Raw genomic sequence first — 15232 nt, forward strand, 5'->3', positions numbered from 1 at the left:
GTCTTCCTGTCCGCCCGGTGGATGAAGAAGCTCCCTGGCAGGAGCGGCTTATGGGTGGACAGGCGGGCTTTTTTCAAGTGGAAAAGGAGAAGGGACGGTATGGCGGGAAAAAACATATTGATTGTGGATGATGCCGCGTTCATGCGGATGATGATAAGGGAAATCCTTGCCAAGAATGGATACACCATCGTTGGGGAGGCGGAAAACGGAATCAGGGCCGTGGAGCTCTTCCAGGAACTGCAGCCGGATCTGGTCATCATGGATATCACCATGCCGGAGATGGACGGGATCGCAGCGGTAAGGGCGATCCGCAAGCTGGATGCCGAAGCAAGCATCATCATGTGTTCCGCCATGGGGCAGCAGGCTTTGGTCATCGAATCCATACAGGCGGGAGCCAAGGATTTCATCGTCAAACCTTTCCAGGCGGAGAGGGTCATCGAGGCGGTGGCGAAAATAACCGGATGAAGCAAAAGGTTTTCCGGCGGTCATAGGCCGGCAGGAAAGAAGGTAGGTATGATGAAGGAATGGGATGGAATCGGATTGCAGGAGGAAAAGTCCTGGGAGGTCTTGCGGGAAGCCGCATCCATCGGCACGGGGAACGCCGTGACGGAGCTCTACCAGCGGACCCACCAGACAATCCGCATGGGCGTCACAGACGTGGCGCTGGCGACGGCTGTGGAGCTCCATGAAATCCTGGGAGGGGGGAGCGGAAGGGTCTTCGCCTTTTCCCTGCACGTGGAAGGGGAGATCAAGGGAAGGCTCCTGGTGCTGCTGGGACAGGATTCGGCCGTCCGACTCCAGCGTCGGATGCAAGAGCAGCGGGAGACCCAGGGGACGGCGGTCCTGGAGCCGGGAATGGACGCATTGAAGGAAACGCTGCGCCGGATGTCCAAGGTGTATCTGGTCGCCGTATCCTGCCTGACCAACCTCAAGATCATCGGAAGCCGACCCGCCCTATCCGCGGACCAACTCCACAAGGTGTTGGAGAAACCGCTGGCGGGGATGGCGGATCCGGAGGGGAAGGTGCTCTGCGCCCACACAAGGGTTTGGGACGAGGAGAGGACTTTCGAAGGGGATTTCCTTTTCCTGCCCGAAAAGGCTTCGGTTCTGGCGATGCTGTCCAGCACCGGCAGTTGAGTGCAGATTCCTTCTTGCAATTGCTTGACCACTGTGATATAATTTCCGAGGAAAAGAGCACGTTTCCCGATCAAACCCATGGTGCCTAGCGGTCTGGGGGTGAAATGAAGGAAGCGGAAGACAAAACCAAATGGAGGAATAAAAATGAGCGTAATTTCGATGAAACAACTGTTGGAAGCCGGTGTGCATTTCGGACACCAAACAAGAAGATGGAACCCCAAGATGGCCGAGTACATCTACACCGAGCGGAATGGGATTTACATCATCGACCTGCAGAAGACGACGGTCATGATCGACACGGCCTACGAGCTGGTGAAGAACACCATCGCTGACGGCGGAACCATCCTTTTTGTGGGTACCAAGAAGCAAGCCCAGGACGCCATCAAGACAGAGGCCGAAAGATGCGGCATGTACTATGTCAACAACAGATGGCTGGGTGGAATGCTGACAAACTTCAAAACGATTCAAGCCAGAATCCAACGTTTGAAGAAACTGGAAAAAATGGAAGAGGACGGCACGTTCGCATTGCTTCCCAAAAAGGAAGTCATCAAATTGAAATTGGAAATGTCCAAATTGGAAAAGAACCTTGGTGGAATCAAGGACATGAAGGGCGTGCCCGATGTGATTTTCATCGTAGACCCCAGAAATGAAAGGATTGCCATCCAAGAAGCCCATATCCTGGGAATTCCTCTTGTGGCCATTGTAGATACCAACTGCGATCCGGAAGAAATCGACTACGTGATTCCGGGCAACGACGACGCCATCAGAGCTGTCAAGCTGATCGTTTCCAAGATGGCCGACGCCGTCATCGAAGCCAACCAAGGGACTTCCATGAGTGAAGAGCCCCTGGCCGAAGCAGTTGCTGAAGAAGTTGGAGTAGAAGCGTAATCAATCATACGGAGGGTGTACGAATGGCAATAACAGCAGGAATGGTCAAAGAACTGAGGGAAAGATCCGGTGCCGGCATGATGGACTGCAAGAACGCGCTTGCGGAAACCAATGGCGACATCGACAAGGCAATCGAATATCTGCGTGAAAAGGGACTGGCGAAAGCCGCAAAGAAGGCGGGAAGGATTGCCGCAGAAGGCCTTGTGGCCGTATGCGAGTCCGAAGACGGAAAGACTGCCGCCCTTGTGGAAGTGAACAGTGAAACCGACTTCGTCGCCAAGAACGACCTGTTCAAGGAGTTTGTTGCGGAAGTTGCGAAGCAGGCTCTGCAGACAAACGCCCTGGACGTGGAAAGCTTCAAAGCGGAAGCTTGGGCCCTGGACCCCTCCAAGACAGTGGAAGAGGTTCTGAACGAGAAGATTGCCGTAATCGGTGAAAACCTGAGCATCCGCCGCTTTGAAAAGGTGGTTGCCGATAACGGCGCAGTGGTTTCCTACATCCACGGCGGCGGAAGGATCGGTGTCCTGGTGGAAGTGGTCGTCGACGGTGCGGATGCCGCTGTTGTGGAATGTGCGAAGAACCTGGCCATGCAGGTTGCGGCCATCGCCCCCAAATACGTTTCCTCCGACGAAATCCCTGAAGAGTACAAGGAGTCCGAAAAGAACATCCTGACCCAGCAGGCGATGAACGAGAATCCGGACAAGCCCGCCAACATCATCGAGAAGATGATCATCGGAAGACTGAACAAGCAGCTCAAGGAAATCTGCCTGCTTGAACAGGCGTATGTCAAGGACGGCGACCTGACGGTAGCGAAATATCTGGAGCAGGTTTCAAAGGAAGCGGGCAAGAAGGTTTCCGTGAAGCGGTTTGTCCGTTTCGAAACCGGAGAAGGCATCGAGAAAAAGGAAGAAAACTTTGCCGAAGAAGTGGCAAAGCAGATGGGCATGTAATCCGAAAGTCCAGATGAAGATGGAATAACAAAAAAGGGCTGTCTCGCCATGGAATCCAATTCTATTTTGAGAGAGCCCTTTTTTTGAAAGGTTTTACGAAAAGAGGCTATGGCCAAGGGAATGGATTTATGATAAATTAGTAGACAGAGGAGCAGATATGGCGAAATACAACAGAGTGTTGCTGAAGTTGAGCGGGGAAGCCCTGGCGGGTGAACAGGGAACGGGGTTCCATGAAGAGACCGTGGCACAGGTGGCAGGACAGGTGAAGGCCTTGGTGGAGAGGAATGTCCAGGTGGGAATCGTCATCGGTGGCGGCAACTTCTGGCGCGGGAGGAGCAACCAGCAGATGGACAGGAGCCGTGCGGACCAGATCGGAATGCTGGCTACGGTGATGAACAGCCTGTTCGCAGCGGAGGTGTTCCGCACCCGGGGGGTGAAGGCGGCAGTGATGACACCCTTTTCCGTGGGGACCATGACCAAACCTTTCGACAGGGAAGAAGCCCTGGCGCTCATGGAGGAGGACACCGTGGTGTTTTTTGCCGGAGGAACGGGACATCCCTTCTTCAGCACCGACACGGGGGCAGCCCTGCGTGCGGTGGAAATCGGCGCCGACGTGATTCTGCTGGCGAAAAACATCGACGGCGTTTATGATGCGGATCCCAGGAAGGACCCCGAGGCCACCCGCTTCGACAGGATTTCCCTGGCGGAAGTCCTCCAGAGGAACCTACAGGTGATGGACCAGGCGGCTGCCATCCTATGCCTTGAGAACAAGATGCCCATGTCCGTATTCTATCTGAACGATCCGGACAGCATCGTGCACGCCATAGAAGACAAGATCAACGGAACTTTCGTTTACATTTGACAGGAGGAGCAAAAGATGCAGGAAGAGCTGACGAAATATGTGGAAAAAATGAAGAAGACCATCAAGTCCCTGGAGGAGGAGTTCAACGCCATCCGTGCCGGACGGCCGAACCCCCATATCCTTGACAAGATTCAAGCGGACTATTACGGCACTCCCACGCCGATCCAACAGCTGGCCAACATCTCCATACCGGAATCCAGGATGATGGTGATCCAGCCTTGGGACAAGACGGCCCTGAAGGAGATCGAGAAGGCGATCCAGATGTCCGACCTGGGAATCAACCCCAACAGCGACGGCATCGTGCTTCGACTGCATTTTCCGGACCTGACGGAAGAGCGGCGCAAGGACCTCTCCAAAGAGGTGAAGAAGAAGGGTGAGGACGCCAAAGTGGCCATCCGGAACATCCGAAGGGACGCCAACGACCAATTCAAAAAAGGCCAGAGGGACAATACGTTGACCGAGGATGACCTGAAAGACCTGGAAGACCAGATCCAAAAGCAGACCGACAAGTTCATCAAGGACATCGATGCCCATGTGGAAGAGAAGATCCAAGACATACTGAAAGTGTAAGGGGACGTTATGGATGTGCAGTCATTGCTGAAGGATTGCGACATACCCGAGCACGTGGCCATCATCATGGATGGAAACGGGCGTTGGGCAAAGGCGAAAGGGAGGCCCCGCACCTACGGCCACAAAAAGGGGAGCGATGTCCTGAAGAGGATCTGCAGGGACGCCTACAGCTTGGGGATCCGTTATGTGACGGTGTATGCCTTCTCCACAGAAAACTGGAAAAGGTCTCCGGAGGAAGTGGGATTCCTGATGGACCTGCTGCGCCAATACCTGAAGGAAAGCATCAAGAGCGCCATGGAGAACAACATGCGGGTCCGCATGATCGGAAACCGTTCCGCCCTGGCGGTCGACATCATACAGAGCATAGAAACCCTGGAGGAAAAGACCCTGAACAACACGGGTCTTCAATTGCAGATTGCCCTCAATTATGGGGGACGGGACGAAATCCTAAGGGCATCCAGAAAAATCGCCCGGGATGTGCTGGAGAACAGATGCGACATCGAGTCCATCAACGAAGACCTGTTCTCTTCCAGCTTGGATACCGCAGGCATCCCGGATCCGGAACTTCTGATCCGTACCAGTGGAGAGGAACGCCTCAGCAATTATCTGCTCTGGCAACTGGCGTATGCGGAATTCCATTTCACGAAGGTGTTTTGGCCGGATTTCACGAAAGAGCATCTGGTTGACGCCCTCCTGCACTACAACAAGAAGGAACGACGGTATGGAGGGGTCCGTGATGAAAACTAGAATACTATCATCTCTGGTGGCGCTGCCGCTGGTCTTTGGGATCATTTATCTTGGAGGAGCCTATATCCTGGGATTGCTGGTGCTGGTGACCGGACTGGCCCTGTTCGAGCTGAACAGGGCCTTCAAGGTCCGGGACGAGTTCCTTTGGATCATGCCCCTCCTCTTATCCTTTTGGGCATATGGGGAGGTGTTCCTGACCAGGCAGCCCATGGGGCTCCAGACCTTTGCGGTACTGCTCCTGCTGCTGTTGTCCTATTACGCCCTCCGGTACCCCAAGGTCCCCTTCCGTTGGGTGCTCGTGAGTTTCTTCAATTATTTCTACGTCGTCTTCCTCCTGGGCTTCCTCCTGGCGACCCGCCTGCACCCGGCATTCGGTTCCGTCCTGGTCTGGCTTGTGTTCGTGATCGCCTTCGGCAGCGACACCTTCGCCTATTTCACCGGGGTGGCTCTGGGAAGGCACAAGCTGGCCCCTGTGGTCAGCCCCAAGAAGACGGTGGAAGGGGCTGTGGGCGGCCTGTTGGGGTCCTCTTTGCTGGGAGGCCTGTTCGGACTGTTCCTCTCCTACAAGGGGATCCTCCTGGGGGGCAATCCTTTTTGGCTTTTTGCCCTGGTGGGCTTGGGAGGTTCCCTGTTGGCGCAACTGGGGGACCTGGCGGCCAGCGCCCTCAAGCGGGAAAGCGAAGTGAAGGACTTCGGCCATTTGATTCCGGGACATGGGGGAATCGTGGACCGGCTGGACAGCATCGTCTTTGCTGCTCCTTACGTCTACTATGCGGCCATGCATCTGCTCGACTGATGCCGGCGCAAAGGAAAGGATGCAAATGAAAAGAATAGCGATCATGGGTTCGACAGGCTCCATAGGCAGTCAAACCCTGGAAATAGCAAGGGAACAGGGGGACCTGGAGGTCCTGGGCCTTTCCGCCCACAAGGATGTGGAGGGGATGCTTGCCCAGGTCCTGGAGTTCAACCCCAGGCTGGCCGTGATGATGGATCCAGAGGCCGCCGTATCCCTGGAACTGCGGCTTGCGGGGCGTCAGGATGTCTCCACCGCAGTCCTGTCGGGAATGGATGGACTCCTGGCGTTGGCGACCCTGGAGGATGTGGAGATGCTTGTCACGGCAGTGGTGGGGATGATCGGCATCCGCCCGACCTTGGCGGCCATTGCCGCGGGGAAGGACATCGCCCTCGCCAACAAGGAAACGCTGGTGACCGCCGGCAAACTGGTCATGGATGCGGCGAAGGAGCACGGCGTCCGCATCCTGCCGGTGGACAGCGAGCACAGCGCCCTGTTCCAATCCATGCATGGGGAAGACCCGAAGAGTTTGGAATCCCTGATCCTGACGGCATCCGGGGGACCCTTTCGGGGGAGGGACAGGAAAAGCCTGGAGTCGGTGACGGTGGCGGAGGCCCTTCGCCATCCCAACTGGGCCATGGGAAGCAAAATAACCATCGATTCCGCTACCCTGATGAACAAGGGGCTGGAAGTCATAGAGGCCGGCCGGCTGTTCGGTGTGGAGGGAGAACGGATCCAGGTGGTGGTCCATCCCGAGAGCATCGTCCATTCCCTTGCCTCCTTCAGGGACGGCTCCGTCATCGCACAGCTGGGGTTGCCGGACATGCGGCTGCCCATCCAATACGCCCTTTATTATCCTGAACGCAGAAGCAACCGGCATCCCCGGTTGGATCTGGCCAAAATCCGGGACCTGCACTTTGAGGAGCCGGACAGGAAGACCTTCCGTCTTCTGGACCTGGCCTATGGGGCGATGGCGGAGGGAAAGACCATGACAACCGTCCTGAACGCCGCCAATGAAAAGGCGGTAGCCTTGTTTTTGGAGGGAAAGATCCGTTTTCTGGACATCCAGGACATCATCGAGGACGTCCTGGAACGCCATCTGCCATGGGAACCAAAAGGGGTGGAGGATATACTGGAGGCGGAACGCTGGACTTGGAGCACCATTGAAAGCAGGTGGAAATATTGAACATCATCGTAGCAATCCTCATTTTCGGTTTCATCGTCTTTTTCCATGAATTGGGCCATTTCCTTTTGGCCAGGAGGAATGGAATCCTTGTGGAAGAGTTTGCCGTGGGCATGGGTCCGAAGCTGATCGGCAAAAAAGTGGGGGAGACCCTGTATTCCGTCCGGATCCTGCCTTTGGGAGGGTTCTGCAAGATGCTGGGGGAGGATGAAAGCTCGGACGACCAACGGGCCTTCTCCTCAAAATCCCCTTGGGCGAAGATCCAGACGGTCCTGGCAGGCCCGGCCTTCAACTTCATCCTTGCCTTCCTTTTCGGGATGATCTACATGGCCCTGGTGGGCTCCAACACGAACCTGGTGGGGGAAGTCCTGGAAGGGTATCCTGCGGAAAGCGCAGGACTCCAGGCAAACGACAAGATCCTGGAGGTGGACGGAAAAGGCATCACGTCCTACAGGGAGGTCTCCTTCTACATCAACCAACTGGGGGGAGCCCCGGTGGAAATGGTGGTGGAACGGGCAGGGGAAAAACTGTCCCTGCAGATGACACCCCGGTTTGTGGAGGAAAGTGGAAGCTATCTGGTGGGCCTCACCTATGTTCCGGTGGACATGAACCTTCTCCAGGTGGTGAAATACGGCTTCCTGGAGATGGTGTTTTGGATCAAGATGGTATACTACAGCTTGGGGATGATGATCGGAGGCAATGTTTCGGCGGACCAGATTGCGGGTCCCATCGGCATCGTCAGCGTAATAAGCCAGGGGTATGAGGAGAGCGTGAAGCTGGGGTTAAAGCAGGTGGTTGTGACCATCAGCTTCTACATGGTGCTGCTCAGCGCCAACCTGGGGGTGATGAACCTCCTGCCCATACCGGCATTGGACGGGGGACGTCTCGTCTTCCTGCTGGTGGAGGCCGTGCGGGGGAAGCCGCTGGACCAGGAAAAGGAGGGGATGATCCATTTCATCGGCTTTGTCCTGCTGATGGGGCTGATGCTGCTCATCCTTTTCAACGATATCAGGAAATTGTAAACGCGCAGTCATGAAGGAAGGTTTGCCATGCAGGTGAAAAGAAATGAAACCAAGGCCATAGCCGTGGGGAACATGTGGATCGGGGGGGAGCATCCGGTCTCCATCCAGTCCATGACCAATACAAGAACGGAAGATGTGGAAGCCACGGTCGGCCAGATCCTCGCCTTGGAAGAGGCGGGATGCCAGATCGTGCGGGTGGCGGTGCCCACCCCTGAAGCCGCCAGGGCAATCGGGGCGATCAAGAGGAGGATCCACATCCCGCTGGTGGCGGACATCCATTTCGACCACACGCTGGCCATCCTTTCCGTGGAGCAGGGGGCCGACAAGATACGCATCAACCCGGGGAACCTGGGAGGGACGGACCGCCTCCAAGCGGTGGTGGAAGCCTGCAGGGGAAGGGGCATCCCCATCCGGGTGGGGGTGAACAGCGGTTCCCTGGAGCGGGAATTGCTGGCCCGCCACGGCGGACCAACGCCGGAAGCGCTGGTGGAAAGCGCCTGGATGAAGGTAAGGCAGATCGAGGACATGGGATACGACCGGATGGTGGTGTCCATCAAGTCCTCCGATGTGATGCTCTCCATACGGTCCTACAGGCTGGCGGCCGAACGTATGGACTATCCCCTCCATCTGGGCATCACGGAAGCGGGAACCCTGTCCTCCGGAACGGTGAAATCCGCAGTTGGTCTGGGAGTCCTTCTGGCCGAGGGCGTCGGCAACACCATACGGGTCTCCCTGACAGGGGATCCGGTGGAAGAGGTCCATGTGGCAAGGCAGATACTGCAGGCCCTGGACCTGGCCCCCCGGGGGGTGGAGATCATCTCCTGTCCCACCTGCGGACGGACCAGGATCGACCTGGTATCCATCGCCGAGGAAGTGGAGCGGCGGACTGCGCACCTGAAGAAGACCATGAAGGTTGCGGTCATGGGATGCGTGGTCAACGGTCCAGGGGAAGCCAGGGAGGCCGACCTGGGCATTGCGGGAGGCGACGGCATGGGCATCCTCTTCAAGAAGGGGAAGCTCCTGCGTAAAGTGAAGGAAGAAGAGCTGGTGGACGCCCTGATGGAGGAAATCCTCAAGGAGCAGGACAGGGTGGACCGATAGGACCCGGGGGAGCGGTGAATGATGTGACGAAGAAACTGACGGAAGTGTTTGAGAACCTTTCCCTGCGCCCGTCCCTGGCGGAATATTTCCAGGACGGACTGGTGGAGCGTGTGTTCCTGGAAAGGGACAGGAACAACCTGTTCCTCCATCTGCGGCTGCCCCAGGTGGTCCATCCGGTCTTCATCCGGGAGCTTGAGGAAGCGATTTTCTGCTGTCTGGGGGAGCCCCAGGGGATCCGCCTGGAGATACGGGAACGGTTCGACCTGCCCTCCGCCCTTTCGGCGGAAGGGCTCTACGCGCTTTACAAGGAGTCCCTCGTCCATCTCCTGAAACAGGCCAATCCCATCTGCGGCGCCATGGTAAAGGAACTGGAACCGATGGTGACGGACAGGTCGATCGTCTATCCCATCGACAAGAACAGTTTCGAATACATGTCTCAAAATGGCATGGAGGAGCTGATCCGGCAGGTGTTCAGCGACAGGTTCGGCTGGGAGTTCGAGGTCCGTTTCGAAAAAATGGACGATGAAAACCGGATTTATGCGGATTTCATCAGGAACAGGGACAAGGAACAGCAGAAGATTTTGGGAGAGCTGGTGCAGGCGGCCGTCCCCCGGGAGGTCAGGAAGGTCATCCAAGGGGAAGGAACCGCCAAGGAACCCTCCGACCTGCTGGTGGGGAAAAAGGGCATCGCAGGGGAAGTGTCGAAAATCGGTCACTTCGACGAGGGAACCAACGAGGTCCTGCTGGAAGTCCAAATGTTCGAAATGCGTGAACCAAGGGAACTGAAGGGGGGCAAAGTCCTCCTTGTTTTCGATGCCACCGATTTCACCGGATCCATCACCTGCAAATGCTTTGTGGAGAAGGACCGCTATCTGGATAAGGTGAAGGACAGCATGAAGAAGGGCCGGTTCTTAAGGATCAAAGGGGTCTACAAGTTCGACGAGTACGAAAAAGGCATGCGGGTGTTCGTGAACGCCATGGAGGCCATGGAGGATTTCAGGACCCATCACAGGAAGGACAATTCCGCGAAGAAGAGGATCGAACTGCACCTCCACACCCAGATGAGCGACATGGACGGCGTCGTGGCAGCCAAGGAAGTGGTGAAGCGGGCAGCCTTCTTCGGCCACCCGGCCGTCGCCATCACAGACCATGGAGGCGTGCAAGCTTTTCCGGACGCCTTCCATGCGGCCCACGACCATCCCGTGAAGATCCTGTATGGTGTGGAGGGTTACCTGGTGGACGACAGGAAGCCGGTGGTAAGACGCCCCAGGGGACAGGGACTGCGGGGGGACTTCGTCGTATTCGACCTGGAAACCACGGGACTGCGGGCGAAAAAGGACGCCATCACGGAAATCGGGGCCGTGCGGATCCGGGAAGGGAAAATCGTGGACCGGTTCTCCAGCTTCGTGAACCCCTTGCGGACCCTTTCCCCGAAAATCCAGGAGCTTACAGGAATCACGCCCCAGATGCTGCGCCATGCGCCCCTGATCGGCCAGGTGCTCCCCGAGTTCCTGGAATTCTGCGGAAAAAGCGACAACACGGTGCTGGTGGCCCAGAACGCAGACTTCGACATGAGCTTCCTTTCCCACCAGCTGCAGCTACTGGGACTCGAATTCACCCCCACGGTCCTGGACACCCTGGAATTGGCCCGGATCCTATTCCCCGACCTGAAGAACTATAGGCTGGACACACTGGCCAAGCACCTGGATGTCCGACTAGCGGGCCACCACCGGGCGGTGAACGACGCGGAAGCGACCGCGGAAATCATGGCCAAGCTGATTCCCCTGCTGGAAGAGAGGGGGATCCCCACAGTGGACGACCTGGAGGAGAAGGCCCGGACCATGGAGCGGCCGGTGAAGAAGTACAGGCCCAACCATGTGGTGCTCCTGGCGAAAAACCGGCAGGGGCTGCTGAACCTGTACAAGATCATCTCCTATTCCCACATCCAACACTTCTTCAAGACGCCCCGGATCCCCAAGTCCATGCTGGAGGCACACCGGGATGGTCTCCTGGTGGGTTCCGCCTGCGAGAACAGTGAAATCTACCGTGCGGTTCTGGAAGGCAAGCACGGGGATGAGATGGAGCGGCTGCTGGATTTCTACGACTATCTGGAAATCCAACCGCTGGGGAACAACCAGTTCATGGTGGAAAAGGAACTGGTGGAGTCCAGGAAAGAGCTGGAGGAAATCAACAAGGAAATCATCCGGCTGGGCAAATCCAAGGGCAAGCTGACGGTGGCCACGGGGGATGTGCATTTCCTGAATCCCGAGGACGAGGTGTACCGTCGTGTGCTCATGGCCGGGAAAGGTTTCGATGATGCGGACAACCAGGCCCCCCTCTACTACCGGACAACGGAGGAGATGCTGGAGGAATTCCGGTATCTGGGGGAGGAAGAGGCCTGGGAAGTGGTGGTGGAAAATCCCCACAGGATCAACGACAGCATAGAAAACCTGTCCCCGGTGGAGAAGGACAAATATCCTCCGGTGATCGAAGGCGCCGAAGAGGAGCTGGCCGCCCTCTGCCGAGAAAGGGCGGCGGACCTCTACGGGAACCCCCTTCCGGAGCTGGTCCGGGAACGTCTGGACAGGGAACTCAACTCCATCATCAGCAACGGATTTGCGGTCATGTACATCATCGCCCAGAAGCTTGTGAAGAAATCCAATGACGACGGATATCTGGTGGGTTCCAGGGGGTCCGTGGGTTCCTCCTTTGCGGCGACCATGGCGGGGATCACCGAGGTGAACCCCTTGTCGCCCCATTACATCTGTCCAGGCTGCAAATATTCGGATTTCGATTCGGAGGAAGTGAGGGCCTACGCGCAAAATTCCGGTGTGGACATGCCGGACAAGGCCTGTCCCGTCTGCGGAACACCGCTGACGAAGGAAGGACACGACATCCCCTTTGAAACCTTCCTGGGCTTCAAGGGGAACAAGGAGCCGGACATCGACCTGAACTTCTCCGGAGAATACCAGAGCACGGCCCATGAGTATACGGAAACCCTTTTCGGAAAGGGGCATGTGTTCCGGGCGGGGACCATCGGGACCCTGGCGGACAAAACGGCCTACGGCTTCGTGAAGAACTATTTCGAAGAACGGGAGGTTCCGGTGAACGAGGCGGAAATCACTAGGATCATCCAGGGCTGCATCGGGGTCCGCAGGACCACGGGGCAGCATCCAGGCGGAATCATCGTGGTCCCCAAGGACCAGGAAATCTACAAGTTCACCCCCATACAGAAGCCGGCCAACGACATGAACACCAATGTGGTCACCACCCATTTCGACTACCACTCCATCGACCACAACCTCCTGAAGCTGGACATATTGGGCCATGACGACCCGACCATGATCCGGATGCTGGAGGACCTGACGGGGGTGGAAGCAACCCGGATCCCCCTGGACGAGCCCAAGGTCATGTCCCTCTTCCGGTCCACCCAGGCCCTGGGGGTCACCCCGGAGGAGTTGGACGGTTGTCCCCTGGGAGCACTGGGGGTTCCGGAGTTCGGCACGGATTTCGTCATGCAGATGCTCCTGGAGACCAGACCCCAGACGTTTTCCGACCTGGTGCGGATTTCCGGCCTGTCCCATGGAACGGACGTCTGGACGAACAATGCCCAGGAACTGGTCCGGCAGGGGAAGGCGGACATCAAGACCGTCATCTCCACCAGGGACGACATCATGACGTACCTGATCAACAAAGGGCTGGACAAGGAACTCTCCTTCACCATCATGGAAAGCGTCCGGAAGGGAAAGGGGCTGAAACCCGAATGGGAGGAGGAGATGGCTTCCTTTGGAGTCCCGGACTGGTACATCTGGTCCTGCAACACCATCAAATACATGTTCCCCAAGGCCCATGCGGTGGCGTATGTGATGATGGCCTACCGCATCGCCTATTTCAAGGTACACCATCCACTGGCCTACTATGCGGCCTTCTTCAGCATCCGCGCCGCGAACTTCGATTTCGAACTCATGTGCAAGGGGAAACAGGTCCTGGAGCAGCACCTGCGTTCCTACAAGCAGCGCTTCAACGAGCTGAGCAAAAAGGAAAAGGACATGATCAAGGACTTCAAGATCGTCCAGGAGATGTACGCCCGGGGATACGAATTCGAACCCATCGACCTGTACACGGTGGACGCCCATCATTTCAGGATCTGCAACAACAGGATCATGCCTGCCCTTTCCGCCATCGGCGGCATGGGGGAGAAAGCGGCGGAGAGCATCGTGGAGGCCAGGAAGGCGGGGGAATTCATTTCCCTGGAGGATTTCAGGAACAGGACGAAAATCAGCAAGACCCTGGTGGACCTGCTCCGGGAGAACCATATCCTGACAGGCCTGCCGGAAACCAATCAAATCAGCATGTTCTAGAGAGGGGGATCCCATGGAAGTGGATTTGTACACGGACGGGGCGTGCCGGGGGAATCCGGACGGGCCGGGGGGCTATGGCGCCCTGCTGGTCTACAAGGATGCGGACGGCAAAGTCCACGAGCGCAGCCTGAGCCAAGGCTACACCAATACGACAAACAACAGGATGGAACTGATGGCCGTGCTGAAGGGGCTGGAAACCCTGAAGCGGCCTTGCCATGTGACGGTCCATACGGACTCCCAGTACATCGCCAACGCCTTCAACCAAGGTTGGCTGAAGAGCTGGATCAAGAACGGATGGAAACGGGGGGCCAAGAAGGAGCCGGTGAAGAACGAGGACTTGTGGCGCAGGATCCTGTTGGCCATGAAGCCCCATACGGTGGAGTACGTGTGGGTGCGTGGACATGACGGCCATCCGGAGAACGAACGCTGCGACGAGCTGGCTACGGCCGCCGCCGATGGGGACGGCCTGTTGCCGGACCTGCGGGAAATGCCGGAAGGGAAGGTCAGCCTATGAGCGGCCCGAGAGGGGAAGAACTGCTGGTCCTGCTGCTGGAAAAGACCGTTGCGGCAAAAGGGACGGACCTCCACTTGTGCGCGGGAAGCCGTCCGATGATGCGGGTCAGGTCCCGGCTTGCGCCGGTGGAAGGCATGGAGAGGATGGGACCCAGGGAAGTGGAGGACCTGGTCTGCAGCCAGTTGAATCCGGAACGGCTGGAGAGGCTGAAGCGGCAGAAGTCCATCGACTTCTCCTACTCCAAGAGCAACCTGGGACGGTTCCGCTGCAATGTCTATCTCCAAAGGGGGACCTACGCCATGGCCATCCGCACCCTTCCCCTGGAAATCCCCCGGTTTGAAACCCTTGGACTGCCTCCGGTGGTGAAGGGGTTCACTGCCAGGCGCCAAGGCCTGGTCCTGGTCACAGGAGCCACCGGGAGCGGAAAGTCCACAACCCTTGCCAGCCTGCTGGACGTGGTGAATGCGGGACACCCCTATCATGTGGTGACGATCGAGGATCCCATCGAATACCTGCACAGGCACAAAAGCAGCATGGTGACCCAGCGGGAAGTGGGGGAAGACGCCAACAGCTTCGCCTCCGCACTGAAGGCGGCCCTGCGGGAGGATCCGGATGTGATCATGGTGGGGGAAATGCGGGACCTGGAAACCATTTCCATCGCCCTGACGGCGGCGGAGACCGGCCATCTGGTCCTTTCCACGCTGCACACGGGAAACGCCGTCAAGGCCATCGACCGGATTGTGGATGTGTTCCCCACAGACCAGCAGAACCAGGTCCGCAGCCAGCTTGCCAGCGTGCTGGAGGGAATCGTGTCCCAGCAGCTGGTTCCCGGCAAGGAAGAAGGGGCCCTGGTTCTTGCCGCGGAGGTCATGGTCGCCACTCCCGCCGTGCGGAACCTGATCCGGGAGGGGAAGCACCATCAGGTCAACGGTCTGATCCAGACAGGTTCCAAGCACGGGATGGTATGCCTGGAGCGGAGCCTTGCGGACTTGTGCCTGGCGGGGAAGATCGACCGGGAAGAGGCCGCCATGAAGGCCCATGACCTGCAGCTGCTGGAAAGCTTCCTGCAGCGGGGTTAGGCATCCGTTTGGGAAGACAGCAGAT

At 57.5% G+C, this 15232-nt stretch carries 14 protein-coding genes; all 14 read left to right on the forward strand.

Annotated features, from left to right (window positions below; all coding sequences use genetic code 11):
- Positions 1 to 99: 99 nt before the first annotated feature.
- The 14 genes from GXN74_RS00145 (at position 100) to GXN74_RS00210 (ending at position 15207) form a co-directional block, all read left to right on the forward strand.
- On the forward strand, positions 100 to 465 hold the full coding sequence (locus GXN74_RS00145; protein ID WP_162368884.1) for a response regulator: 366 nt from the start codon (positions 100 to 102) through the stop codon (positions 463 to 465).
- Positions 466 to 513: 48 nt separating this feature from the next.
- Complete coding sequence (locus GXN74_RS00150; protein ID WP_162368885.1) at positions 514 to 1137, forward strand: chemotaxis protein CheC; 624 nt, start codon at positions 514 to 516, stop codon at positions 1135 to 1137.
- Positions 1138 to 1281: 144 nt separating this feature from the next.
- Positions 1282 to 2025 (forward strand): 30S ribosomal protein S2, encoded by a 744-nt coding sequence (rpsB, locus tag GXN74_RS00155; RefSeq protein ID WP_162368886.1) that lies wholly within the window; start codon positions 1282 to 1284, stop codon positions 2023 to 2025.
- Positions 2026 to 2048: 23 nt separating this feature from the next.
- On the forward strand, positions 2049 to 2975 hold the full coding sequence (gene tsf, locus GXN74_RS00160; RefSeq protein WP_162368887.1) for a translation elongation factor Ts: 927 nt from the start codon (positions 2049 to 2051) through the stop codon (positions 2973 to 2975).
- Between the two features lie 157 nt (positions 2976 to 3132).
- Positions 3133 to 3837 (forward strand): UMP kinase, encoded by a 705-nt coding sequence (gene pyrH / locus GXN74_RS00165; RefSeq protein WP_162368888.1) that lies wholly within the window; start codon positions 3133 to 3135, stop codon positions 3835 to 3837.
- Between the two features lie 15 nt (positions 3838 to 3852).
- Positions 3853 to 4407, forward strand: coding sequence for a ribosome recycling factor (gene frr, locus GXN74_RS00170; protein WP_162368889.1), 555 nt, complete (start codon positions 3853 to 3855; stop codon positions 4405 to 4407).
- A gap of 9 nt (positions 4408 to 4416) precedes the next feature.
- Entirely contained in the window at positions 4417 to 5154 is a 738-nt protein-coding gene (gene uppS, locus GXN74_RS00175) for an undecaprenyl pyrophosphate synthase (RefSeq protein WP_162368890.1), read from the forward strand.
- Entirely contained in the window at positions 5144 to 5950 is an 807-nt protein-coding gene (locus GXN74_RS00180) for a phosphatidate cytidylyltransferase (RefSeq protein WP_162368891.1), read from the forward strand. Before uppS ends, GXN74_RS00180 begins: the two co-directional genes overlap by 11 nt.
- Before the next feature lie 25 nt (positions 5951 to 5975).
- Positions 5976 to 7133 carry a 1-deoxy-D-xylulose-5-phosphate reductoisomerase gene (locus GXN74_RS00185; protein WP_162368892.1) on the forward strand — a complete coding sequence of 386 codons (1158 nt, stop codon included), beginning with the start codon at positions 5976 to 5978 and terminating at the stop codon, positions 7131 to 7133.
- The gene (gene rseP / locus GXN74_RS00190; protein WP_162368893.1) at positions 7130 to 8152 is read left to right on the forward strand and encodes an RIP metalloprotease RseP; all 1023 of its coding nucleotides are present in this window, start codon (positions 7130 to 7132) and stop codon (positions 8150 to 8152) included. Before GXN74_RS00185 ends, rseP begins: the two co-directional genes overlap by 4 nt.
- Positions 8153 to 8179: 27 nt before the next feature.
- Complete coding sequence (gene ispG, locus GXN74_RS00195) at positions 8180 to 9253, forward strand: flavodoxin-dependent (E)-4-hydroxy-3-methylbut-2-enyl-diphosphate synthase (RefSeq protein ID WP_162368894.1); 1074 nt, start codon at positions 8180 to 8182, stop codon at positions 9251 to 9253.
- Positions 9254 to 9276: 23 nt separating this feature from the next.
- The gene (locus tag GXN74_RS00200; RefSeq protein ID WP_162368895.1) at positions 9277 to 13614 is read left to right on the forward strand and encodes a PolC-type DNA polymerase III; all 4338 of its coding nucleotides are present in this window, start codon (positions 9277 to 9279) and stop codon (positions 13612 to 13614) included.
- 13 nt (positions 13615 to 13627) lie between these two features.
- Complete coding sequence (rnhA, locus tag GXN74_RS00205; RefSeq protein WP_162368896.1) at positions 13628 to 14128, forward strand: ribonuclease HI; 501 nt, start codon at positions 13628 to 13630, stop codon at positions 14126 to 14128.
- Complete coding sequence (locus GXN74_RS00210; RefSeq protein WP_162368897.1) at positions 14125 to 15207, forward strand: type IV pilus twitching motility protein PilT; 1083 nt, start codon at positions 14125 to 14127, stop codon at positions 15205 to 15207. Before rnhA ends, GXN74_RS00210 begins: the two co-directional genes overlap by 4 nt.
- The last annotated feature ends 25 nt before the right edge of the window (positions 15208 to 15232 follow it).

It is taken from the genome of Anaerotalea alkaliphila, from assembly GCF_010179735.1.
GTDB classification, from domain to species: Bacteria; Bacillota; Clostridia; order Lachnospirales; family Vallitaleaceae; genus Anaerotalea; species Anaerotalea alkaliphila.

Coding starts and splice junctions, on each gene's coding strand:
- GXN74_RS00145 (WP_162368884.1), top strand. CDS start 100: ATGGCGGGAAAAAACATATTGATTGTGGATGATGCCGCGTTCATGCGG.
- GXN74_RS00150 (WP_162368885.1), top strand. CDS start 514: ATGATGAAGGAATGGGATGGAATCGGATTGCAGGAGGAAAAGTCCTGG.
- rpsB (WP_162368886.1), top strand. CDS start 1,282: ATGAGCGTAATTTCGATGAAACAACTGTTGGAAGCCGGTGTGCATTTC.
- tsf (WP_162368887.1), top strand. CDS start 2,049: ATGGCAATAACAGCAGGAATGGTCAAAGAACTGAGGGAAAGATCCGGT.
- pyrH (WP_162368888.1), top strand. CDS start 3,133: ATGGCGAAATACAACAGAGTGTTGCTGAAGTTGAGCGGGGAAGCCCTG.
- frr (WP_162368889.1), top strand. CDS start 3,853: ATGCAGGAAGAGCTGACGAAATATGTGGAAAAAATGAAGAAGACCATC.
- uppS (WP_162368890.1), top strand. CDS start 4,417: ATGGATGTGCAGTCATTGCTGAAGGATTGCGACATACCCGAGCACGTG.
- GXN74_RS00180 (WP_162368891.1), top strand. CDS start 5,144: ATGAAAACTAGAATACTATCATCTCTGGTGGCGCTGCCGCTGGTCTTT.
- GXN74_RS00185 (WP_162368892.1), top strand. CDS start 5,976: ATGAAAAGAATAGCGATCATGGGTTCGACAGGCTCCATAGGCAGTCAA.
- ispG (WP_162368894.1), top strand. CDS start 8,180: ATGCAGGTGAAAAGAAATGAAACCAAGGCCATAGCCGTGGGGAACATG.
- rnhA (WP_162368896.1), top strand. CDS start 13,628: ATGGAAGTGGATTTGTACACGGACGGGGCGTGCCGGGGGAATCCGGAC.
- GXN74_RS00210 (WP_162368897.1), top strand. CDS start 14,125: ATGAGCGGCCCGAGAGGGGAAGAACTGCTGGTCCTGCTGCTGGAAAAG.